Source organism: Actinosynnema sp. NPDC037264 (assembly GCF_055603705.1).
Genome location: NZ_JBVJVK010000001.1, coordinates 165,260 through 184,701 on the forward strand (window position 1 = coordinate 165,260; position 19,442 = coordinate 184,701).

The 19,442-nt window shown below is 70.4% G+C and carries 22 protein-coding genes; 12 read left to right on the forward strand and 10 right to left on the reverse strand.

Going from position 1 to position 19,442, the window contains the following annotated elements:
- Nucleotides 1–20 precede the first annotated feature (20 nt).
- On the reverse strand, nt 21–1,157 hold the full coding sequence (gene dnaN, locus ACZ7GX_RS00835; RefSeq protein WP_498771358.1) for a DNA polymerase III subunit beta: 1,137 nt from the start codon (nt 1,155–1,157) through the stop codon (nt 21–23).
- A 1,193-nt stretch (nt 1,158–2,350) separates the two neighbouring features.
- Nucleotides 2,351–3,910 carry a chromosomal replication initiator protein DnaA gene (gene dnaA / locus ACZ7GX_RS00840; protein WP_498771360.1) on the reverse strand — a complete coding sequence of 520 codons (1,560 nt, stop codon included), beginning with the start codon at nt 3,908–3,910 and terminating at the stop codon, nt 2,351–2,353.
- Between the two features lie 465 nt (nt 3,911–4,375).
- Between dnaA and rpmH the strand changes: the two genes are divergently transcribed.
- Genes rpmH through ACZ7GX_RS00865 form a run of 5 tightly spaced genes read left to right on the forward strand, consistent with a single transcriptional unit; the run spans nt 4,376 to nt 6,751 of the window.
- On the forward strand, nt 4,376–4,519 hold the full coding sequence (gene rpmH, locus ACZ7GX_RS00845) for a 50S ribosomal protein L34 (protein ID WP_073897783.1): 144 nt from the start codon (nt 4,376–4,378) through the stop codon (nt 4,517–4,519).
- Nucleotides 4,520–4,532: 13 nt separating this feature from the next.
- Nucleotides 4,533–4,874, forward strand: coding sequence for a ribonuclease P protein component (gene rnpA, locus ACZ7GX_RS00850; protein ID WP_230569488.1), 342 nt, complete (start codon nt 4,533–4,535; stop codon nt 4,872–4,874).
- The gene (yidD, locus tag ACZ7GX_RS00855; RefSeq protein WP_230569489.1) at nt 4,871–5,143 is read left to right on the forward strand and encodes a membrane protein insertion efficiency factor YidD; all 273 of its coding nucleotides are present in this window, start codon (nt 4,871–4,873) and stop codon (nt 5,141–5,143) included. Before rnpA ends, yidD begins: the two co-directional genes overlap by 4 nt.
- Before the next feature lie 3 nt (nt 5,144–5,146).
- Nucleotides 5,147–6,190, forward strand: a complete 1,044-nt coding sequence (yidC, locus tag ACZ7GX_RS00860) for a membrane protein insertase YidC (protein WP_498771363.1) — start codon at nt 5,147–5,149, stop codon at nt 6,188–6,190.
- 18 nt (nt 6,191–6,208) lie between these two features.
- Nucleotides 6,209–6,751, forward strand: coding sequence for a Jag family protein (locus tag ACZ7GX_RS00865; RefSeq protein ID WP_498771365.1), 543 nt, complete (start codon nt 6,209–6,211; stop codon nt 6,749–6,751).
- Nucleotides 6,752–6,839: 88 nt separating this feature from the next.
- Here ACZ7GX_RS00865 and ACZ7GX_RS00870 read toward each other — a convergent pair whose 3' ends face one another.
- Nucleotides 6,840–7,829 (reverse strand): methyltransferase domain-containing protein, encoded by a 990-nt coding sequence (locus tag ACZ7GX_RS00870; protein ID WP_498771367.1) that lies wholly within the window; start codon nt 7,827–7,829, stop codon nt 6,840–6,842.
- A gap of 45 nt (nt 7,830–7,874) precedes the next feature.
- On the opposite strand from ACZ7GX_RS00870, the gene ACZ7GX_RS00875 reads away from it, so the two are divergent.
- The 4 genes from ACZ7GX_RS00875 (at nt 7,875) to ACZ7GX_RS00890 (ending at nt 11,207) form a co-directional block, all read left to right on the forward strand.
- On the forward strand, nt 7,875–8,333 hold the full coding sequence (locus ACZ7GX_RS00875; protein ID WP_498771369.1) for an NUDIX domain-containing protein: 459 nt from the start codon (nt 7,875–7,877) through the stop codon (nt 8,331–8,333).
- A gap of 164 nt (nt 8,334–8,497) precedes the next feature.
- Complete coding sequence (gene rsmG, locus ACZ7GX_RS00880) at nt 8,498–9,175, forward strand: 16S rRNA (guanine(527)-N(7))-methyltransferase RsmG (protein WP_498771371.1); 678 nt, start codon at nt 8,498–8,500, stop codon at nt 9,173–9,175.
- Nucleotides 9,176–9,303: 128 nt separating this feature from the next.
- Nucleotides 9,304–10,200, forward strand: coding sequence for a ParA family protein (locus ACZ7GX_RS00885; RefSeq protein ID WP_170185177.1), 897 nt, complete (start codon nt 9,304–9,306; stop codon nt 10,198–10,200).
- Nucleotides 10,197–11,207, forward strand: a complete 1,011-nt coding sequence (locus tag ACZ7GX_RS00890; protein WP_498771373.1) for a ParB/RepB/Spo0J family partition protein — start codon at nt 10,197–10,199, stop codon at nt 11,205–11,207. The genes ACZ7GX_RS00885 and ACZ7GX_RS00890 overlap by 4 nt, the downstream gene beginning before the upstream one ends.
- A 401-nt stretch (nt 11,208–11,608) precedes the next feature.
- Here ACZ7GX_RS00890 and ACZ7GX_RS00895 read toward each other — a convergent pair whose 3' ends face one another.
- Both ACZ7GX_RS00895 and ACZ7GX_RS00900 read right to left on the reverse strand, forming a co-directional pair.
- Nucleotides 11,609–12,553 (reverse strand): D-alanine--D-alanine ligase family protein, encoded by a 945-nt coding sequence (locus tag ACZ7GX_RS00895; protein ID WP_498771375.1) that lies wholly within the window; start codon nt 12,551–12,553, stop codon nt 11,609–11,611.
- Nucleotides 12,554–12,566: 13 nt separating this feature from the next.
- Nucleotides 12,567–13,859 carry an aminotransferase-like domain-containing protein gene (locus ACZ7GX_RS00900; RefSeq protein ID WP_230569496.1) on the reverse strand — a complete coding sequence of 431 codons (1,293 nt, stop codon included), beginning with the start codon at nt 13,857–13,859 and terminating at the stop codon, nt 12,567–12,569.
- Between the two features lie 169 nt (nt 13,860–14,028).
- On the opposite strand from ACZ7GX_RS00900, the gene ACZ7GX_RS00905 reads away from it, so the two are divergent.
- The gene (locus ACZ7GX_RS00905; protein ID WP_498771378.1) at nt 14,029–14,667 is read left to right on the forward strand and encodes a GNAT family N-acetyltransferase; all 639 of its coding nucleotides are present in this window, start codon (nt 14,029–14,031) and stop codon (nt 14,665–14,667) included.
- 69 nt (nt 14,668–14,736) lie between these two features.
- The gene (locus tag ACZ7GX_RS00910; RefSeq protein ID WP_498771380.1) at nt 14,737–15,489 is read left to right on the forward strand and encodes an ArsR/SmtB family transcription factor; all 753 of its coding nucleotides are present in this window, start codon (nt 14,737–14,739) and stop codon (nt 15,487–15,489) included.
- Here the strand turns inward: ACZ7GX_RS00910 and ACZ7GX_RS00915 are convergent.
- Nucleotides 15,486–15,905 carry a hypothetical protein gene (locus ACZ7GX_RS00915; RefSeq protein WP_498771382.1) on the reverse strand — a complete coding sequence of 140 codons (420 nt, stop codon included), beginning with the start codon at nt 15,903–15,905 and terminating at the stop codon, nt 15,486–15,488. The genes ACZ7GX_RS00910 and ACZ7GX_RS00915 overlap by 4 nt on opposite strands.
- Nucleotides 15,906–15,945: 40 nt before the next feature.
- Here ACZ7GX_RS00915 and ACZ7GX_RS00920 point away from each other — a divergent pair, with 40 nt between their 5' ends.
- A complete protein-coding gene (locus ACZ7GX_RS00920) occupies nt 15,946–16,170 on the forward strand; it encodes a hypothetical protein (RefSeq protein WP_230569500.1) in 225 nt (74 codons plus the stop codon).
- A 289-nt stretch (nt 16,171–16,459) separates the two neighbouring features.
- On the opposite strand, the gene ACZ7GX_RS00925 is transcribed toward ACZ7GX_RS00920, so the two are convergent.
- From ACZ7GX_RS00925 to trxB, 4 genes are all read right to left on the reverse strand, one after another.
- On the reverse strand, nt 16,460–16,639 hold the full coding sequence (locus tag ACZ7GX_RS00925; RefSeq protein WP_498771384.1) for a hypothetical protein: 180 nt from the start codon (nt 16,637–16,639) through the stop codon (nt 16,460–16,462).
- A gap of 25 nt (nt 16,640–16,664) precedes the next feature.
- Nucleotides 16,665–17,807: an N-acetylmuramoyl-L-alanine amidase gene (locus ACZ7GX_RS00930; RefSeq protein WP_498771386.1), complete on the reverse strand. Its 1,143-nt coding sequence runs from the start codon at nt 17,805–17,807 to the stop codon at nt 16,665–16,667.
- Between the two features lie 170 nt (nt 17,808–17,977).
- Nucleotides 17,978–18,304 (reverse strand): thioredoxin, encoded by a 327-nt coding sequence (gene trxA, locus ACZ7GX_RS00935; RefSeq protein WP_498771388.1) that lies wholly within the window; start codon nt 18,302–18,304, stop codon nt 17,978–17,980.
- Between the two features lie 29 nt (nt 18,305–18,333).
- Nucleotides 18,334–19,332 (reverse strand): thioredoxin-disulfide reductase, encoded by a 999-nt coding sequence (gene trxB, locus ACZ7GX_RS00940; RefSeq protein ID WP_498771390.1) that lies wholly within the window; start codon nt 19,330–19,332, stop codon nt 18,334–18,336.
- Between the last annotated feature and the right edge of the window lie 110 nt (nt 19,333–19,442).

The following is a 19,442-nucleotide window of genomic DNA, read 5'->3' on the forward strand; positions in this document are numbered from 1 at the left end:
TCTGTGGATGGCGTGGTGGATCAGCCGGGCAGGCGCACGGGCATCAGCAGGTAGAGGTAGCCCGGCGCCACGTTCCCATCCTCGTCCACCGGCTTGAGCAGTGCGGGGCGACTGGGTGTGGTGAAGGACAAGTGCGCCCGCGGCGTGCGGACGGCCTGGAGCCCTTCGAGGAGGTACGTCGGGTTGAACGCGATGGTGACCGGGTCGCCGGTGTAGTCGACCGGCAGCTCTTCCTCGGCGCTGCCCTCGTCGTCGCCGCCCGCGGACAGGCGCAGGCCGTTGTCCACGAACTCCAGCCGGACCTGCGTGCCGCGTTCGGCGACCAGCGACACGCGCTTGATCGCCTGCACCAGCGCGTCGACCTCGATGATCGCGGCGGCCGAGTGCTCGGTGGGCAGCAGCTGGCGGTACTTCGGGAAGTCGGCGTCGAGCAGCCGGGTGGTCGTGCGGCGGTTCGTGCCGGACAGGCCGAGCAGGCCGTCGTTCGCGGCGAGGGACAGCTCGATCTTCGCGCCGGACGCGCCCAGCGTCTTCGCGGCGTCGTTGAGGGTCTTCGCCGGCACGAGGACGGCGACGTCGCCGAGCGCCTCGTTCGGCTCCCACGGGAACTCGCGCATGGCGAGCCGGAAGCGGTCGGTGGCGACCAGGGTCACCTTGCCCTCGCCGATCTCCAGCCGGACGCCGGTCAGCATCGGGAGCGTGTCGTCCTTGCCCGCCGCGACGGCGACCTGGTTCACGGCCTCGCCGAAGACCTCGCCCGGGAGCTCGCCGGCCAGCTGCGGCATGGACGGCAGCTGCGGGTAGTCCTCGACCGGCATGGTCGGCAGGCTGAACCGGGCGCTGCCGCACGAGATCGTCATCCGGGAGCCGTCGACCGCGATCTCGACCGGGTGGTTCGGCAGGGCCTTGGTGATGTCGGCCAGGAGCCGTCCGCTGACGAGCGCCTTGCCCCCGTCGGCGATCGTGGCCGGGACGCCGCACTGGGCGGACACCTCGTAGTCGAACCCGGAGACGGTCAGCGCCTCGCCGGAGCCGTCCTCCGCCCCGGCGTCGAGCAGGATTCCGCCGAGCACCGCGACAGGCGGCCTGGACGGCAGGCTGCGGGCGACCCAGGCGACGGCGTCGGCCAGGCCGTCGCGCTCGACGCGGATCTTCATGAGGCGTCCTTCCTCAAGTCGGCATGACCAACAACAGCATGCGTTGCGGTGGGGGTTGGGGAGCCGCGGCCCTCGCCGGATCTTCCGACCCTCGGCGCGGAGGCTCCCCACCGTAGAGCGTCGGCCCGGTCCTCGTCACCTCGGGGCTGCCCGGGGACGAGGCGCTGCCGAGCGTTCGTCCCCGGGCTCGACCGCCGGCTGTTTTTTCTTTGTTCTTCATCTTCAAGGGAAGACAACAGCAACAGCAGTAGGGGCTGTGGATTGTGTGGACAACCCCGGTTTCCGCAGCGTGTCGCCCGCTTGGAGGTGTGGATGGACACGGGGTGTCACCCGGGGACAAGTCGGCGCACCCGGGGAGAACTATCCGGCTCGTCCGTTCGGTCCACAGGCGGGCCGAGTTGTCCCCGGGTTAATCCCCGGGTGTGGGCCGGGTTGTACCCGGGTGCTGCACAGGGTGATGGTGGGCCGAATCTCCCCCGACGGGGCACTTCTCCGGGCCTGTGGACAACTTTTCGCCCGCCGTTCACCAGCGACGGCACCTGCGACGGGGCCGTTGGGCCGCACCGAGAACGCCCTCTACCCGGCCCCGGTGGGGCGGGGGTACCTCACACGGGTGACACGAAACGACCCCCGTTGGTCCCGGCCCCCACGCCCGGGTGTCGCGGCCTCCTCGGGGCCTGTCGGTGGGGTGCCGCGGGCGCGGCACCCGGGTGCCGGCGGCGGATCCGGATCGCACCCGGGTGCGGTGTGGGTCGCACCCGGGTGCGACGGCGGCACCCGGGTGCGAGGAGGAGCGGACCGCGGCACCCGGGTGCGACCCGGATCCGCGGCGGACGATGTCCGGCCGACCGCCACCCGCCGAGCCACCTGCCCGCCGAGCACGCCGGCCGCCCGCCGAGCCGGCTGCCGGATGGCCGTCGACTGGGTGCCCGCGACCGCACGCCGGCCCGACTGCTGGGGGGCGTGCCGGGACGCCGCCATGGCGGTCTGCCGGATGCGGGCGGCCGGGTACGGCGGATGCGAGGACGGCTGTCGACCGCCGGAGCGGTGGGGCCGGGGTGGGAGAAGCCGGGTCCGCCGGGATGCGCGGCGCCGGGTGCAGGAGGTCCAGGCGCGGTTGAGGGGCGTCCGGCGCTTGGACCGAGCTGACCGTCAGGCGCGGCGGCGGGAGGGTGGGCGCAAGCGTTTGCGGGTCAGGGGGTGTGGCGGGCGCGCTGCTTGATGCGCGACGTCAGCTCCTGCACCTGCTCGTACACCCGGCGGCGCTCGGCCATCTCCTTGCGGATCTTCTTGTCCGCGTGCATGACGGTCGTGTGGTCGCGGCCGCCGAACGTCTGGCCGATCTTCGGCAGCGACAGGTCCGTCAGCTCGCGGCACAGGTACATGGAGATCTGCCGCGCCTGGGCCAGGACCTTCGTCTTGCCGGGCCCGCACAGGTCGTCTATAGACACGGAGAAGAACTCCGCGGTGACCGCCATGATCGTGGGCGCGGTGATCTCCGGGGCGTGCGAGTCCGGGATCAGGTCGCGCAGGACGATCTCGGCCAGCTGCACGTCGACCGGCTGCCGGTTGAGCGAGGCGAACGCGGTGACGCGGATGAGCGCGCCCTCGAGCTCGCGGATGTTCCGCTCGATCCGGGCCGCGATGAACTCCAGCACCTCGGCGGGCGCGGCCAGCCGGTCCTGCGCGGCCTTCTTGCGCAGGATGGCGATGCGCGTCTCCAGCTCGGGCGGCTGGATGTCGGTGATGAGGCCCCACTCGAACCGCGTCCGCAGCCGGTCCTCCAGGGTCTCCAGCCGCTTGGGCGGCCGGTCGGAGGACACCACGATCTGCTTGTTCGCGTTGTGCAGCGTGTTGAAGGTGTGGAAGAACTCCTCCTGCGTGCCTTCCTTGCCCTCCAGGAACTGGATGTCGTCGACCAGCAGCACGTCGATGTCCCGGTACCGGCGTTGGAAGGCGACCTTGCGGTCGTCACGCAGGGAGTTGATGAAGTCGTTGGTGAACTCCTCCGTCGACACGTACCGCACGCGCATGCCGGGGAACAGCCGCTGGGCGTAGTGCCCGACCGCGTGCAGCAGGTGCGTCTTGCCGAGCCCGGACTCACCCCAGATGAACAGCGGGTTGTACGCGCGGGCGGGCGCCTCGGCGACGGCCACCGCGGCGGCGTGCGCGAAGCGGTTGGACGCGCCGATGACGAAGGTGTCGAAGTTGTACTTCTCGTTCAGCCTGGTCTGCGAGGCCACCGGGTTGGCGGGCCGGGTGTAGGGCATGCCGCTCGGCGCGGCGTGACCACCGCTGAACGTGGGCCAGATCTCGGTGACGGCGGCGAGCGCCTCGCCCTCCTCGTCGACCTCTTCGCCTTCGCCCTCGGTGTCGCCCTCGGTCTCCGCGTCGAAGGCCGGCACACCGTTGATGGGCACGGCGCCGGGCGGCGGTCCGGGGACCGGTCCGGGCACGGGCACGGCCACCGGGATCTGCGCCGTCGGCGGGTCGGGCGAGTCGACCTTCACGGCCAGCGAGACGGCTCGGCCGAGCCGGCGGGAGAGGGCGGCGGTGATCGGTTCGCGCAGCGCGCGCTCGATGGCTTCCTTGGCGAAGTCACTCGGCGCGGCGAGCAGCGCGGTCCCGTCGAGCAGCCCGATGGGCCGGGTCACGCGCATCCAAGCGCGCTGTTGGGGGGACAACGTGCTGGCTGCGAGCTCCTGCACGACCTGCTCCCACACGAGACCCAGATCGGTCTGGTGGTCGGACACCTCCGCGCTCCCCTCCCCTCGGTGACGTCTCCGCGGTCAGTCCCCGGGGAACTTCCACGACGTGGACACGGAGAATAGAGGCATCCACAGAGTTATCCACAACTGTGCACGAACGCGGCCCGGAGCGCAGCGGATCCCCCCGTTGCTCCCGAGCACCTGCGGCCGGCGTGGCGGGGGCTGTCGTCCCTCGTGCAACCCGGCCCGCGCCAACCCGCATCACCCGCGAAGGCAGCACGCTAACAAGGTGCGGGCCTTGCCACAAGGCGTACCGCCGCGCAAGCCCTTTCCGTGCCTGGAACGCCGCCCGGCCCGCCCCGGGTGCCACCCCGATTTGGCCCGCGCCCCCGGGGCTGCGTACCCTCGTAACCGTCTCCCGCTTGCGTGGGGTGCTTTTCGCGCGCCTAAGGCTTGATCGCTGGGGACAACCACAGACCTGCTTGGCAGTTAAGCACCGGGAGTCCGACCGTGAGCAAGGGTAAGCGCACCTTCCAGCCCAACAACCGCCGCCGTGCCAAGACCCACGGGTTCCGGCTGCGCATGCGCACCCGCGCCGGTCGCGCCATCCTGGCCGCGCGCCGTGGCAAGGGCCGCAAGCAGCTGTCCGCCTGATCGCCGCAGCGCCGTGCTACCCGCGGCCAATCGGCTGACCCGCAGCCAGGACTTCGGCCTGGTGGTCCGCCGAGGCCGCCGGGCCGGCCGGTCCCGGCTGGTGGTGCACGTCCTGACGTCGGCGCAGCCCACCTTGGACCCGTCCAAGGTGGGCTTCGTCGTGAGCAAGGCCGTGGGCAACTCCGTGGTCCGGCACCGCGTGAGCCGCAAGCTCCGGCACGTGGTCCGGGACCGGCTCGACGTGCTGCCGCCCGGAACTTCACTGGTCGTGCGCGCGTTGGCACCGTCAGCCGATGCGGACAGCGCCGAGCTCGGCCGTGACCTCGACGCGGCGCTGCACAAGGTGCTGCGATGACGACCGTCCAGGTGAGCCCCGTCGTGCGGGTGCTGCTGCTACCGGTGCGCTTCTACCGGAAGTTCATCTCACCGGCACTGCCCCCGACCTGCCGTTTCCACCCGAGTTGCAGTGCGTACGCGGTGGAGGCGTTGACCGTCCACGGTGCGTTGCGCGGATCCTGGCTGACCCTGCGCCGGCTGGGTCGCTGCGGACCCTGGCACCCTGGTGGCCTGGACCCGGTTCCGCCGAGGCGAAACGCGGTCCCCGACCTTCCTGCCGAGGAGTAGCTAGTGCTCAACTTCATCTACTACCCGGTGTCCTTCATCCTGTGGTGTTGGCACTGGGTGTTCGGCCACATCTTCGGCGAGTCGAGCGGGTTCGCGTGGGCCCTGGCCGTGGTGTTCCTCGTCTTCACGCTGCGCGCGATCCTGTTCAAGCCGTTCGTCGGCCAGGTCCGCTCGATGCGCAAGATGCAGGAGTTCGCGCCCGAGCTGCAGAAGATCAAGAAGAAGTACGCGAACGACAAGCAGCGCCAGGCGCAGGAGATGCAGAAGCTCCAGTCGGAGCACGGCGTCAACCCGCTGGGCGGCTGCCTGCCGATGCTGGTGCAGATCCCGGTCTTCATCGGCCTGTTCCACGTGCTGCGCTCGTTCCGGCCCGGCTGGGGCGAGGTCTACTTCTTCGACGCGCAGGGCGTGGAGTCGTTCGTCAACGCGAAGCTGTTCGGCGCGAACCTGTCGACCTTCATCACGATGCCGGCCCAGGAGCTGGAGCAGTTCGCCACCAGCCGCAACGCGGTGCTGCTGGTCTCGATCCCGTTGATGATCATCGCCTCGATCGCGACGCACTTCACCGCGCGGCACTCGGTGGCCCGGCAGACGCAGGCGGCGGCGGACAACCCGCAGACCGCGATCATGAACAAGCTGACGCTCTACATCTTCCCGCTCGGCGTGCTCGTCGGTGGTCTCTTCTTCCCCGTCGCGATCCTGCTCTACTGGCTGAGCAACAACGCGTGGACGCTGGGCCAGCAGTACGTCGTGTACCACCGCATCGACCGCGAGGAAGAGGCGAAGAAGGTCGAGGCCACCGCGCAGCGGTCGGCGCTCGCGCCGAAGCCGGGCGTGAAGCCCGCGACCAAGCCCAAGCCCGGCCAGAAGCCGCAGCCGCAGCGCAAGCCCGCGGGCGCCCAGCCCGCCTCCGGTGCTGCCTCCGAGGCCAAGGCCACCCCGGACGCGAGCGAGTCGACGCCGACCGCGAAGCCGTCCACCGAGGTTCCCGGTCTGAGCCCAGACCGATCCCCAGGCAAGAAGCAGGGCAACAAGAAGCGTCGTTGACCCTGGAGAGGAGACATCGTGTCGGAGACGTTGCAGGCGGCCGACGTGGACGCACCGGAGGCCGACAAGGCTCCGCCGGCGCGCTCGGGGAGTTCGGAGGACCTGCTCGTCCAGGAGGGCGACATCGCCGGGGACTACCTCGAGCGGCTGTTGGACCTGCTCGACTACGACGGCGACATCGACCTCGACGTCGAGGCGGGTCGGGCGATCGTGAGCATCGACGGCGGTGACGACCTGGAGAAGCTGGTCGGTCCCCGCGGCACGGTCCTGGAGTCGTTGCAGGAGCTGACCCGGCTCGCGGTGCAGCAGGAGACGGGTGTGCGCAGCCGCCTCATGCTCGACATCGCCGGGTGGCGCGCCGGACGACGTGCCGAACTCGCCGACCTCGGCCGGACCACGGCGGAGAAGGTGGTGGCGACGGGTGAGAAGGTGCGGCTGCACCCGATGACCCCGTTCGAGCGGAAGGTCGTGCACGACGCCGTCGCCGCCGTGGCGGGCGTGCACAGCGAGAGCGAGGGCGAGGAGCCCCAGCGCCGCGTGGTGGTGCTGCCGAAGCCCTGAGCGGGTGCTCGAAGCGGTTTGGCCGAACGGCCCCGGTCCCCTGGTGGGACCGGGGTCGTTCTCGTGGGTGGGCGGTCGGTGGGTGGGGTTAAGAAGACTCGATCAGGTAGCGCTCGTCGGTGATCTCCCGGCCCCAGAGGGTCGGGTCCGTGAGCGGGTGGACGTTGCCCTCCCCCAGCAGCGCCACGCACTCGGCGGCGGTGAGGCCGGCGCCGGTGGACCAGCGGCCCTCGATCAGGATCAGGCGGCCGTTCGGCTTGAGGAGCGCGCGCCACCGGTCGAGTGCGGCGGCCGGGTCGGGCAGCGCCCAGAGGACGTGCCGGGCCAGCACGACGTCGAAGCTGCCCGGCGGGTACGGCGGGTCGGCCGCGTCGCCCTGGCGGAAGTCGACGCCGGGAGCCTTGGCGCGGGCCGCCGAGAGCATCCGTTCGGAGAGGTCGAGGCCGCTCGCGTGGTGGCCGGCCTCGGCGAGCAACGCGGTGAGGCTGCCCGTGCCGCACCCGAGGTCGACCACCGCGGCGGGAGCGGGTGGGAGCCGTGGGAGGAGCACGTCGGCCCACGCCTGACGGACGGACGGGTCGCGCAGTCCGTGGTCGGCGTCCTCGTCGAACGTCGCGGCCTGGGCGTCCCAGAACCGGGCTTGGGCGAAGGTGGTCAGCCACGCGCGCTGCTCGTCGGTCTCGGGCACGTCCCGGCCGCGCGCCTCGGAGATCGCCTGCCACGCCGCTTCCGGTGACGCGCCGTCCATGACGAGGAGCGCGCCGGCGAGCAACGAGGAGCGGCCGATCCCGCCCCAGCAGTGGACGACGACGTGCCGGCCCGCGCGCATGTCGCGGAGCACGGGGTCGAGGTCCGGAGTGGTGGCGGGGATGCCGAAGTCCGGGATCGGCAGCCAGTGGAAGGCGATGCCGGCGTCGCGGGCGGCCTCGGGTTCGTCGGTCAGGTCGAGCTCGGCCAGCTCCGTCTCGGTGAGCGCGCACACGATCACCTCCACGCCGGCCGCCGCGAGGTCGGCGATGTGCTGGAGGCCGTAGGGGTGACCCATCGTGCTCAGCACCCCCGGTCTGATCTTGTACATCCCTGTCTCTTCCCCTCGTCGTGTTTCACGTGAAACGGTCGCGGCATGACTGGGAACATCCGCAAGCTCCGCGTCGCCGCCTACGCCGTGATCATCGAAGACGGCCGGCTGCTCCTCTCCCGCTGGCTCGGACCGGACCGGCCGATGTGGATCCTGCCCGGCGGCGGGCTCGACCACGGTGAGGACCCGTACGACGCGGTGGTCCGCGAGGTGTTCGAGGAGACCGGCTACCGGGCGGAGGTGGACCGGCTGCTCGGCATCCAGAACGTCCACGGTCCGCTGGCGCGGGACGGGGTCGACTTGGACTACCACCGCATCCGGATCATGTACGAGGCGCACGTCGTCGGCGGCGAGCTGACGTTCGAGGTCGGCGGGAGCACGGACCAGGCGGCGTGGTTCCCGCTCGAGGAAGTGCCGGGGTTGGATCACGTCGAGTCGGTCGACTACGCGTTGGAGCTCCTCCGGGTGCTCCCCAAGGACGGTCGGATTGAAAGTTTCACGTGAAACGCGACTCGGATTTGGCGTGTCGCCGGGGTGATCCGTCATAGTGGGGACCGGCACATCTCGTGGGGCTCATCGCCTCCTTGGCGAGACGCCCACCCCATCGCCCACACCCGGCCGCCGCCGGCGTCTGGTGTGGTTTCACGTGAAACGTCCCGGACGGAGACATGGCCGCAGAGGTGGAAGACCGCGCGAAGAAGGTCTTCGGTGACCACTACGACAAGGCGGTCGCCTTCACGGCACTGCTCACCGAGCACGGCGTCGAACGCGGGCTCATCGGCCCGCGGGAGGTCGACCGGCTCTGGGAGCGGCACATCCTCAACTCGGCCGTCGTGGCGGAGTTGCTGCCCCAGGGCTCGCGCGTCGTGGACGTGGGCTCGGGCGCGGGCCTGCCGGGGATCCCCCTGGCGATCGCGCGGCCGGACCTGGAGCTGACGCTCCTGGAGCCGATGGCACGGCGGGTGGCGTGGCTGACCGAGTGCGTCGACGCGCTCGGGCTGAACGTCGCCGTGGTGCGTGGCCGGGCCGAGGAGCCGCCGGTGCGGGAGCAGTTGGGTGACAGCGACGTCGTGACGGCGCGCGCGGTGGCCCCGCTGGAACGGCTGACGCGGTGGTGCCTGCCGCTGCTCCGGCCGGGTGGACGTCTGGTCGCTCTCAAGGGCGAGAGCGCCGCGGAAGAACTGGAACGCGACGCCGAGGCGGTGCGCCGGGCCGGAGGGATCCGACCGCGCGTCATCACCTGCGGTGGTGAAGTACTCGAACTGCCGACGACGGTCGTGCTCGTGGAGCGCGATGAGCAGGCGAGCCGCCGTGAAGGCGCGCGTCGCAGAAGGAAGGATCGGTGAACGTGTACCCCGACCCCCTGCAACCGGTGTTCCAAGCGGCCGGTGTTTCACGTGAAACCGAACCCGAAGGCGTGGTGGGCGCGGGTGAAGTGCTCCGTCCCGCATCCGAGTCGAACTTGGCAAACAACGTGGAACCGGCAGGAGACAGCACCGTGTGGACCCCCATCGCGGAAGAAGCGGCACGCGCCACCCGCGTCCTGCACCCCGACTCCCTCCAACTCCCCCGTCCGGACCGGCGCCGGGTCATGGTGGTCGCCAACCAGAAGGGTGGCGTCGGCAAGACCACGAGCACGGTGAACCTGGCCGCCGCGCTCGCCATCCACGGTCTCAAGGTGCTCGTCATCGACCTCGACCCGCAGGGCAACGCGAGCACGGCGCTGGCCGTCGAGCACCGCTCCGGCACGCCGTCGGTGTACGAGGTGCTCATCGGTGAGCTGTCCGTGGCCGAAGCGGCTCAGGTCAGCAACCAGTCCCCCAACCTGTACTGCGTGCCGGCCACGATCGACCTGGCGGGCGCGGAGATCGAGTTGGTCTCGATGGTCGCCCGCGAGTCGCGGCTGAAGGAAGCGCTGAGCCCCGAGGCGCTGGACTCCATCAAGCCGGACTACGTGTTCATCGACTGCCCGCCGTCGCTCGGCCTGCTGACCGTCAACGCGATGGTCGCCGCGCAGGAGGTGCTGATCCCGATCCAGTGCGAGTACTACGCGTTGGAGGGGTTGGGTCAGCTGCTGCGGAACATCGAGCTGGTGCAGGCGCACCTGAACCCGACGCTCAACGTGTCCACGATCCTGCTGACGATGTACGACGGCCGCACGAAGCTGGCCGACCAGGTGACCAGCGAGGTGCGCGGCCACTTCGGCGACACGGTCCTCAAAACGGTGATCCCGCGCAGCGTGAAGGTCTCCGAGGCACCAGGATTCGGTCAGACGGTGCTCACCTACGATCCCGGCTCACGGGGCGCGATGAGCTACCTCGACGCGGCACGGGAGATCGCCGAGTTCGGCGCGGAGATGGGGTCGGCATGACGGAACAGCGCAAGGGTGGCCTCGGCCGCGGGCTCGCGGCCCTGATCCCGAGCGGCCCACCGCCCGGCACACCGTCGCCGTCGCCGGCGCGGTCGGGTTCCAACGGGTCGGCGAACGGGTCGTCCAACGGGGCGTCCACCCCTGCGCCCTCCCCTGGCCCGACCGGGGAGGTGGCCGGCGCGGTGTACCAGGAGCTGCCGGTCACGGCTATTCGAACGAACCCGAAGCAGCCGCGGCAGGTGTTCGACGAAGAGGCGCTGCGGGAGCTGGAGCACTCGATCCGCGAGTTCGGGCTGATGCAGCCCATCGTGGTGCGGGCGACCGGGACCGACACCTACGAGCTCGTCATGGGCGAGCGGCGGTGGCGGGCGACCCAGCTGGCGGGGTTGAAGACGATCCCGGCGATCGTCCGGCACACGGCCGACGACGTGATGCTGCGTGACGCGCTGCTGGAGAACATCCACCGCGTGCAGCTGAACCCGTTGGAAGAGGCGTCCGCCTACCAGCAGCTGCTGGAGGAGTTCGGGGTGACGCACGAGGAGCTGGCCGACCGGATCGGCCGGAGCCGGCCGGTGGTGACGAACACGATCCGGCTGCTGAAGCTGCCGCTGCCGGTGCAGCGGCGGGTGGCGGCCGGGGTGCTGTCGGCGGGGCACGCCCGGGCGTTGTTGGGGGTCGAGGACCCAGGGGTGCAGGAGGAGCTGGCTGCCCGGATCGTCGCCGAGGGCATGTCGGTCCGGGCTACCGAGGAAGCGGTGACGCTGGCCAAGGGCGCGGAGCCGGCCAAGGCGAAGGCCGTGCGGCGCAAGCCGATGCAGGCGCCCGGGTTGCAGGAGCTGGCGGAGCGGTTGTCGGACAACTTCGACACTCGGGTGAAGGTCGAGTTGGGGCAGCGGAAGGGGCGGATCGTGGTGGAGTTCGGGTCCGTCGACGATCTGGAGCGGATCATTCAGCTCATGTCGCCGGAGGCTGGGCAGAGGGAGCGGTCGGGGCCTGGGTCGGTGTGACGGGTTGAGGTGAGGCCGGGGTCGGTGTGACTGCTCGGGGCGGGTTCGGGTCGGTGGTCACGCTCAGGTCCGGCTGCTCGGGTCAGGTCCGGCTCGATTTGACATGGGGCCCGTACGGGCACTCCAGGCAGGCCAAAGCCGGCAGGCCCGGCGGGGAAAAGCGTCCCGCCAGGCCTGCCGGCTTCGACCAGCCTAAAGCACCCGAACCCATGTCAAATCGGGCCTCGGTGGGGTGCGCTGCGGGTCCGCTGGGGTGATTTTTGAGGGTTGGTTGGATCTTGGGTGGAAACGGACAAATGGGATTCGTTTGGGGTGTAAGGGATCCCCAGGGGTCTTTTGTCACGGTGACGATGACGGCCCGTGTCCAATTGGACACGGGCCGTTGTGGTTGGTTGGAGGGTTTAACGGGTGACTGCGCGCTCGATGAGGCTGGCGTAGATGTCGCCCAAGGACTGGCCGGCGGCCTCCACCGCCATCGGGAGGAGGGAGGTCTCCGTGAGGCCGGGTGAGACGTTGACTTCCAGGAAGTTGACGGTGCCGTCCGGGGCGACGATGGCGTCGGTGCGGGAGACGTCGCGCAGGCCCAGGAGGCGGTGGGCGGAGACGGCCAGTTCGCCGACTGCTTGGGCGGCCTTCTCGTCGAGGCGTGCCGGGGCGTGGAAGTCGGTCAGGCCGGCGGTGTAGCGGGCGGTGTAGTCGTAGACGCCGTTTTCCGGGACGATCTCGACCGGCGGGAGGGCGTAGGGGCCGTCCGGGCCGTCGACGACCGAGACGGCGACTTCGACGCCTTCCACGAAGCGTTCGGCCAGGACGGTGTTGCCGTAGGCCAGGCAGCCGACCATGGCGGTCGGGAGTTCGGCCGCGTCCCGCACTACCTGGGCGCCCAGGGCGGAGCCGCCTTGGTCCGGCTTGAGCATCAGTGGCAGGCCGAGTCGGTCGACCATGGCGTCCAGGACGGGTTGGGCGCCGAGTTCGCGGAACGTGGCGTGCGGCAGCACGGCCCACTCCGGGGTGGCCAGGCCGGCGCGGGCCAGTTCGCCCTTCGCGGTCGGCTTGTCCCAGGCACGGCGGCAGGCGCGCGAGTCCGTGCCGACGAACGGGACGTCCATCAGCTCCAGGATGGTCTGCACGGAGCCGTTCTCGCCCTCGCCGCCGTGCAGTGCCACCACGACGGCGTCGGGACGGTGCTCCTTCAGCCGGGTGAGCAGGGTGCCGTCGGCGTCCCACTCCTCTACGACCAGGCCGACCGAGCGCAGCGCGGCGGACAGCCTGCGACCGGATCGCAGGGACACCTCCCGCTCGTGCGAAAGGCCCCCGGACAGGACTGCGACCCAGCGGTTGGACAACGTGTGCTCCTGATCAAGCGGTGTCGGGCGAGGGGCTGTGCGGGCCGGAGACGGCGCGGCCCACGGTCGGGCCGAACGTCTCGTGCAGCTCGATCTCGTCCTTGATGACGTTCGCGAGCCGTCGCACGCCCTCGCGGATGCGTTCTGGCGTCGGGTAGCAGTACGAGATGCGGAGCTGGCGGCTGCCGAGGCCGTCGGCGTAGAAGCCGGTCCCCGAGGCGTACGCCACGCGTTGCGTGATGGCGCGGGGCAGCATGGCCTTGGTGTCGATGCCCTCGGGGACGGTCACCCAGACGTAGAAGCCGCCGTTCGGCTTGTTCCACGTGGAACCAAGCGGCATGTGCTGTTCGAGTGACGAGATCGCCGCGTCACGGCGTTCCCGGTAGGCCTCGCGGTAGGTCTTGATCTGACCCTGCCAGTCGTGCGTCTTGAGGTAGCGCGACACGATCAGCTGGTTCAGGGTCGGGGGGCAGAGGGTGGCCGACTCGGCCGCCAGGACGAGCTTCTCGCGGACGGCGTGCGGCGCCAGGACCCAGCCGACCCGGAGGCCCGCGGCGAAGGTCTTGGAGAACGAGCCCAGGTAGACGACGTTGTCCGGGTCGGTCGCGCGCAGGGCCGGGTACGTGACGCCGTCGAAGCCCAGCAGGCCGTACGGGTTGTCCTCCACCACGAGGATGCCGTGCGTGCGGCAGATGTCGAGCACCTCGGCACGGCGCTGGACGGCGAGCGTGACGCCGGCCGGGTTGTGGAAGTTGGGGATCGTGTAGAGGAACTTGATCCGGCGGCCGGAGCGCTCCACCGAGGCGATGGCCTCGCGGAGGGCCTCGGGCATGAGGCCGTCGGCGTCCATGCCCACGTGGACGACCTGGGCCTGGTAGGCGGCGAAGGAGCCCAGGGCCCCCACGTAGGACGGGCCCTCGGCCAGCACGACGTCACCGGGGTCGCAGAAGATGCGGGTGACCATGTCCAGGCCCATCTGGGAGCCGACGGTCACCACGACGTCGTCCGGGTGGGCGTTGATGCCCTCCAGCGCCATCACGTCGCAGATCTGCTCACGCAGCTCGGGCACGCCGTGCGCGCTGCCGTACTGGAGCGCGACGAGTCCCTCGGTGGCCACGACGTCGGCCACTTCCGCGCTGAGGGACTCCAGCGGCAGTGCTGCCAGGTGCGGCATCCCACCCGCCAGGGACACCACCTCAGGCCTGCTCGCCACCGCGAAGAGCGCCCGGATCTCCGATGCCGTCATGCCCGCCGTGCGCGCCGCGTACCGGCGCAGGTGGGGGTCGAGGCTTCTGGCTCCCTGCATAGGGGGCAATCCGGGTAGGTTCACGGGAAACTCCGTAGGTGGGGCGTTACCGGCGGGTTTGTTCCCGCCCGAGTGTAACGGCCGTCCCGTTCGGGGCATCTGCCTTCCGGGCGGGGGTCACATCCGCCTATCCTCGTGGGGGGATCTGTTCGGGGGCTTGGAGGTCGGGGTGTCGCGTCGTGTCGTTGGCGTCACCTTGGACAACCTGGAGCACCTCTCCAAGCACAGTCGGACCTGCGTGTTCTGGGAGCTCGCGCCCCATCTGAAGGAGCAGGCCGAGGAATTCGGGGACACCGAGTTCGAGAAGGAGGCCTGGGTCTCCAGCGTGCTGTTGGAGTGGGGTTCCTGCGGTCGGATCATCTACCTGGACGGGATTCCCGCCGGGTCCGTGTTCTATGCGCCCCCCGCGGCCGTGCCGAGGTCGTTGGCCTTCCCCACCTCCCCCGCCAGCCCCGACGCGGTGCTGATGACCGGGCTCGAGGTGCTGCCGGAGTTCCGCGGTGGCGGTCTCGGTCGGGTGCTGGTGCAGACGGTGGCCAAGGACCTCACGCGTCGCGGCGTGAAGGCGATCGAGGCGTTCGGCGACAACCGGCCGGAGGTCGACGGGCCGAGTTGCGTCACGCCCGCCGACTTCCTGTTGCAGGTCGGCTTCAAGACGGTGCGCCCCCACCCCCGCTGGCCGCGGTTGCGGCTGGAGCTGCGCAGCGCGTCGTCCTGGAAGGAAGACGTGGAGGCGGCGTTGGAGCGCCTGCTCAGCTCGGTGACGGTGACCGCCGCGCCCGCGGAGCCCAGTTTCAAGCCTGTGTGAGACCCGCGGTGACCTGCGGGTTCTTCGTCGTGGGTTGACATGCAGGTAAATGCCTGCATAACGTGCGGCGTGGACAAGGTGTTCAAGGCCCTGGCCGACGAGACCCGCCGCTACCTGCTGGACCGGCTGCACGAGGAGAACGGCCAGACCCTCGGCGAGCTGTGCGCCCGGCTGGGCATGACCAGGCAGTCCGTCACCCAGCACCTGGCCGTGCTGGAGGCGGCGAACCTGGTGAGCACCACCCGCCGCGGCCGGGAGAAGTTGCACTACCTCAACCCGGTGCCGCTGCACGAGGTGCAGGAGCGGTGGATCGACAAGTTCGAGCGGCCGCGGTTGCGGCTGCTCAGCGACGTGAAACGACGAGCGGAGGAACCGGTGAAGCCGGAGTTCGTGTACGTGACGTACATCGAGAGCACGCCTGAGCGGGTGTGGGAGGCCCTCACGGACGCGGACGTGACGGCGCAGTACTGGGGCCACCGCAACGTCTCGGACTGGCAGGTGGGCTCGGCGTGGGCGCACCGGCGCGTGGACGGGTCGGAGGTGGACGACGTGGTGGGCCAGGTCGTCGAGGCCGACCCGCCGCGCCTGCTGGTGACGACGTGGGCCGACCCGGCGGAGCCGGCCGTGACGTCGACGGTGACGTTCCGGGTCGACGTGTACGGCGAGATCGTGCGGCTGACCGTGACGCACGCGGACCTGGCCGACGAGGCCGAGCGCGCGCAGGCGGCGTCGGGCTGGGCGGCCGTGCTGTCGAACCTGAAGTCGCTGCTGGAGACCGGCCACGTGCTGCCGAGCATCCCGTGGGAGATGCCCGCCCGCTAGAAGCGGTCGACGTCGCAGTTCTCCAGCGTGCCGGACTGCAGCAGGTCGAGCGCCTGCTCGCTGACGACGAGCTGGCCCTGGTCGGTGACGCCGACGTCGTCCACGCCCGCCTGACCGGTCACTTCCAGCCAGTGGAAGGTGGGCAGCTCCTTGCCCTCCAGCATCTCCTGCGCCTCGTCCGAGACGGTCACCGTGGCGCGGCGGATGCGGAACGCGTCCAGCCCGCTGTCGACCAGCGTGTCGGCCAGGTCGTCGGTGACCAGGTAGACGGGGAACGCCTCGATCAGGTCGTCGCCGGCCCAGTCGGTGATCTCGTAGTGCACCGCCTCGATGCGCGGCGGCTGGGCCGCGGCGTCGATCACGGTTCCTTCGTCCAACGCGCCGGCGACCTCGGGTTCGAGGCGGTAGAACTCCATCGTGCTCCTCACCGGCGGCGCCGGCCAATAAGATCGACTCGTGGACGTGGGTGTCGAGATCCAGGGCAAAGTACTCGCGATCATCGAGGGCTCGCGGGACTTCGTGAAGATTCGCACACTGCTCGACGGGTGGCAGGCCGAGGGCATCCCGGCCGAGCAGCTGGTCGACGAGCTGACCGACCTGATGCTGGACCTGCGCGCCCAGAACCGCGCGGACGACGAGGACGCCGTGGCCGAGGTGCTGGACGTGCTGACGGGCTGGTAGTCGGCTACTCCGTCGCCTTCGGGTGCCCTGTGCCGGCCGCCACGACCCACACGATGCACCTGTCCGGGTCGGGGCAGAACCAGATCCGCCCACCGGCAGTGACCTCGTACTGCCGCTGAACGAGCGGTCGCCCGGCGAGCACGATCCACGCCTCCCGGACGTTCGATCGGGCGGCTTGGCGGAGTTCTTCCCAGCCCTTGGCCGCCTCGGACGTGGCGAAGCGCGCTTCCCAGTGTCCGGGGCGGCCGGGCGGCGCGACCCGATCACCCCTCGTTTCGCGGGCACGCCGTCAACTCCCGGCAGGGGCGGGGACGGGGCCGGAGTCGTCGTTCAGCGGGCCGGAGAGTCGACCCGCGAGGGTCGGGTCCGCGTGGATCGCGGCGGTGCTCTGCCACTCCCGGACTGCCGCCGCGACCGAGCCCTCCGCGGCCGACCGCACCCGGTCCTCACGGGTGAGGATCAGGTCCACGCCGTCACGGCGGCGGACCCTGACGTCAGCGGAGCTTGCCGGTGGCCACCTCGTGCCGCAGCAGGTCGTCCATGGTGAACGTGCCGGTCGGCTGGTCGTCCTTGCCCAGCAGGTACAGGCGCTTCACCGCGACCAGGATGCCCTCGGCGACCACGTCGCGGAACGACGGGTTGGCCAGCCGCTGCCGGTCGCCCGCGTTGGTCAGGTAGCCGACCTCGACGCGGACCGCCGTGCAGCGGGTCATCCGGAGCATGTCCCACGTCTTCGGGTGCGTGCGGCAGTCGAGCATGCCGGTGCGCGCGACGATCTCGCGCTGGATGAACCCCGCCAGCGCCTCGCCGACCGTGGACGACGTGCCGTTGCCCGTACCGAAGTGGAACGTCGCCACGCCGGAGGCCAGGGGCGAGGAGTTGCGGTCGGTGTGCAGGGACAGGATCAGGTCGGCGCCCGCCTCGTTGGCGAACCGGGCCCGTTCGCCCTCGTCCGGGTTGTGGTTCGGCCCCCGCGTGAGCAGGGCCTCCATACCGGTGGCGGCCATCTTGCCCTCGAGCAGCCTGGCCAGGTCGAGCATGACGTCGGCCTCGGACACGCCGTCGACCACGACACCGCGGTCCTCGCCGCCGTGACCGGGGTCGATGATGATGCGCTTGCCGGACAGCCTCGGCCCGGCCCGGCGGACCCGCTCCTGCTCGCGCAGGAACACCGGTCGGCCGCCGCGCACCTTGGGCTGCAGCTGGCGCAGCGCGCGGACCGTGTCGGGGCCGCACATGCCGTCGACGATCAGGCCGTAGTCGCGTTGGAAGCTCCGCAACGCCAGCTCGGTCTGGTGACCGAACTCGCCGTTGGCCCGGCCGGCGTCGTAACCCAGCTCCAGCAGGCGCTCCTGCAACGCGAACACGTCGTCACCGGTCACCGGCTGCGCCATGAGGAACGCGAGCGGGCGGTCGCCGAGCCGGTACGTCGCGTCGCGCAGGGCGCGGTAGGTGGCGGGGCCGACGACACCGTCGGTGATGAGACCCCGCTGCTGCTGGAACGCGCGCACCGCGTGCTCGACCGGCAGGTCGAACACCTGGGACGGCTGCGGATCGGACAGCAGACCGAGCTTCGTCAGCGTTGCCCTGACCTCGGCGACGTCCGGACCGAAATCCCCGCGGCGGAGTAGCAGCATGCACCCCTCGCTCACTAAGGCGCCGACATCCGTCGACGCGAACTTGACGACCTATTGTGCCTTGCTCGCGCCGATGCCACGGACGGGGCTACTGCGAGTGGTTGCGAGTCCACAAACGAGTGACCCGCCCATCTCCTCTGAAGACGGACGGGTCACTTGATCGGTTGCGCTCAGAGGACGTCGGAGAGGTCCTTGAGCAGCGCGGCCTTCGGCTTGGCGCCGACGATCTGCTTCACCGGCTTGCCGTTCTGGAACAGGATCATCGTCGGCACCGACATGATCTGGTAGTCCCGCGCGATCGACGGGTTGGCGTCGATGTCGAGCTTCGCGATGGTGATCTTGTCGGGGTTCTCGGCGGCGATCTCCTCGAGCACCGGGGCGACCATCTTGCACGGGCCGCACCAGGTCGCCCAGAAGTCGACCAGAACTGGCTTGTCGCTGGTCAGGACGTCATCGACGAACGTCTTGTCGGAGGTGACCACGGGGGTGCCTGCCATGTCGTGTTTCTCCCTCGGAAAAGGTGGGTTCAGCTGGTGGAGACGGGCTCGCCGTAGCCGCCGCCGACGTGCTCGGCGGTGACGGCTGCCTCCGTGGTCCCGTGTTCGGCGAGCCAGCGCTCCGCGTCGATCGCGGCGGCGCAGCCCGACCCGGCGGCGGTGATCGCCTGGCGGTAGGTGTGGTCGACGAGGTCGCCCGCGGCGAACACCCCGTCCACGTTCGTGTGAGTCGTGCGGCCGACGACCTGGACGTAGCCCTCGCCGTCCAGCTCGACCTGGCCCTTGACCAGTTCGCTGCGGGGGTCGTGGCCGATGGCGACGAAGAAGCCCGTGAACGGGTGCTCGGTCACCTCACCGGTGCGGGTGTCGCGGGTCTTCACGCCGGACACGGAGCCCGCGTCCTGGCCCAGCACCTCGACGACCTCGGCGTTCAGCAGCCACTTGATCTTCTCGTTGGCCCGCGCGCGCTCCAGCATGATCTTGGAGGCGCGGAACTCCTCGCGGCGGTGGATGACCGTGACGGACCGGGCGAACTTGGTGAGGAACGTCGCCTCCTCCATCGCCGAGTCGCCGCCGCCGATCACCGCGATGTCCTGGTCGCGGAAGAAGAAGCCGTCGCACGTGGCGCAGGCCGACACGCCGCGGCCGAGCAGCTCCTGCTCACCGGGAACGTGCAGGTAGCGCGCTGCGGCGCCCATGGCGAGGACCACCGAACGGGCGGCGTACCGCTTGCCGTTCGCGGTGACGTACTTCACCGGGCCGTCGAGCTCGAGCTGCTCGACGTCCTCCGCGCGCAGCTCGGCGCCGAAGCGCTTCGCCTGCTCCCGCATCTGCTCCATGAGGTCGGGGCCCATGATGCCGTCGCGGAAACCGGGGTAGTTCTCGACTTCGGTCGTGGTCATCAGCGCGCCGCCGTACTGCGAGCCCTCGAACACCAGTGGTTCGAGCTGGGCACGCGCCGCGTAGACCGCCGCGGTGTACCCGGCGGGCCCCGATCCCACGACGATCAGGTTCCGAACGTCCGACACCCTCGACCTCCGTTAGTCGCTCCCGGGCCCGGATCACCCGGCCCGGCTCTTCGCACAACGGATCGTAGGGTGCGGTAATTCCGCCCCGTCGAGGTGAGTTGGGCTACGCG

Bases quoted from the DNA above. Each gene is read 5' to 3' on its own strand.
- dnaN (WP_498771358.1), bottom strand. From the start codon at position 1,157: ATGAAGATCCGCGTCGAGCGCGACGGCCTGGCCGACGCCGTCGCCTGG.
- yidD (WP_230569489.1), top strand. From the start codon at position 4,871: ATGACGACCGTCCAGGTGAGCCCCGTCGTGCGGGTGCTGCTGCTACCG.
- ACZ7GX_RS00870 (WP_498771367.1), bottom strand. From the start codon at position 7,829: ATGTACAAGATCAGACCGGGGGTGCTGAGCACGATGGGTCACCCCTAC.
- ACZ7GX_RS00875 (WP_498771369.1), top strand. From the start codon at position 7,875: ATGACTGGGAACATCCGCAAGCTCCGCGTCGCCGCCTACGCCGTGATC.
- rsmG (WP_498771371.1), top strand. From the start codon at position 8,498: ATGGCCGCAGAGGTGGAAGACCGCGCGAAGAAGGTCTTCGGTGACCAC.
- ACZ7GX_RS00890 (WP_498771373.1), top strand. From the start codon at position 10,197: ATGACGGAACAGCGCAAGGGTGGCCTCGGCCGCGGGCTCGCGGCCCTG.
- ACZ7GX_RS00900 (WP_230569496.1), bottom strand. From the start codon at position 13,859: ATGCAGGGAGCCAGAAGCCTCGACCCCCACCTGCGCCGGTACGCGGCG.
- ACZ7GX_RS00915 (WP_498771382.1), bottom strand. From the start codon at position 15,905: ATGGAGTTCTACCGCCTCGAACCCGAGGTCGCCGGCGCGTTGGACGAA.
- ACZ7GX_RS00930 (WP_498771386.1), bottom strand. From the start codon at position 17,807: ATGCTGCTACTCCGCCGCGGGGATTTCGGTCCGGACGTCGCCGAGGTC.
- trxA (WP_498771388.1), bottom strand. From the start codon at position 18,304: ATGGCAGGCACCCCCGTGGTCACCTCCGACAAGACGTTCGTCGATGAC.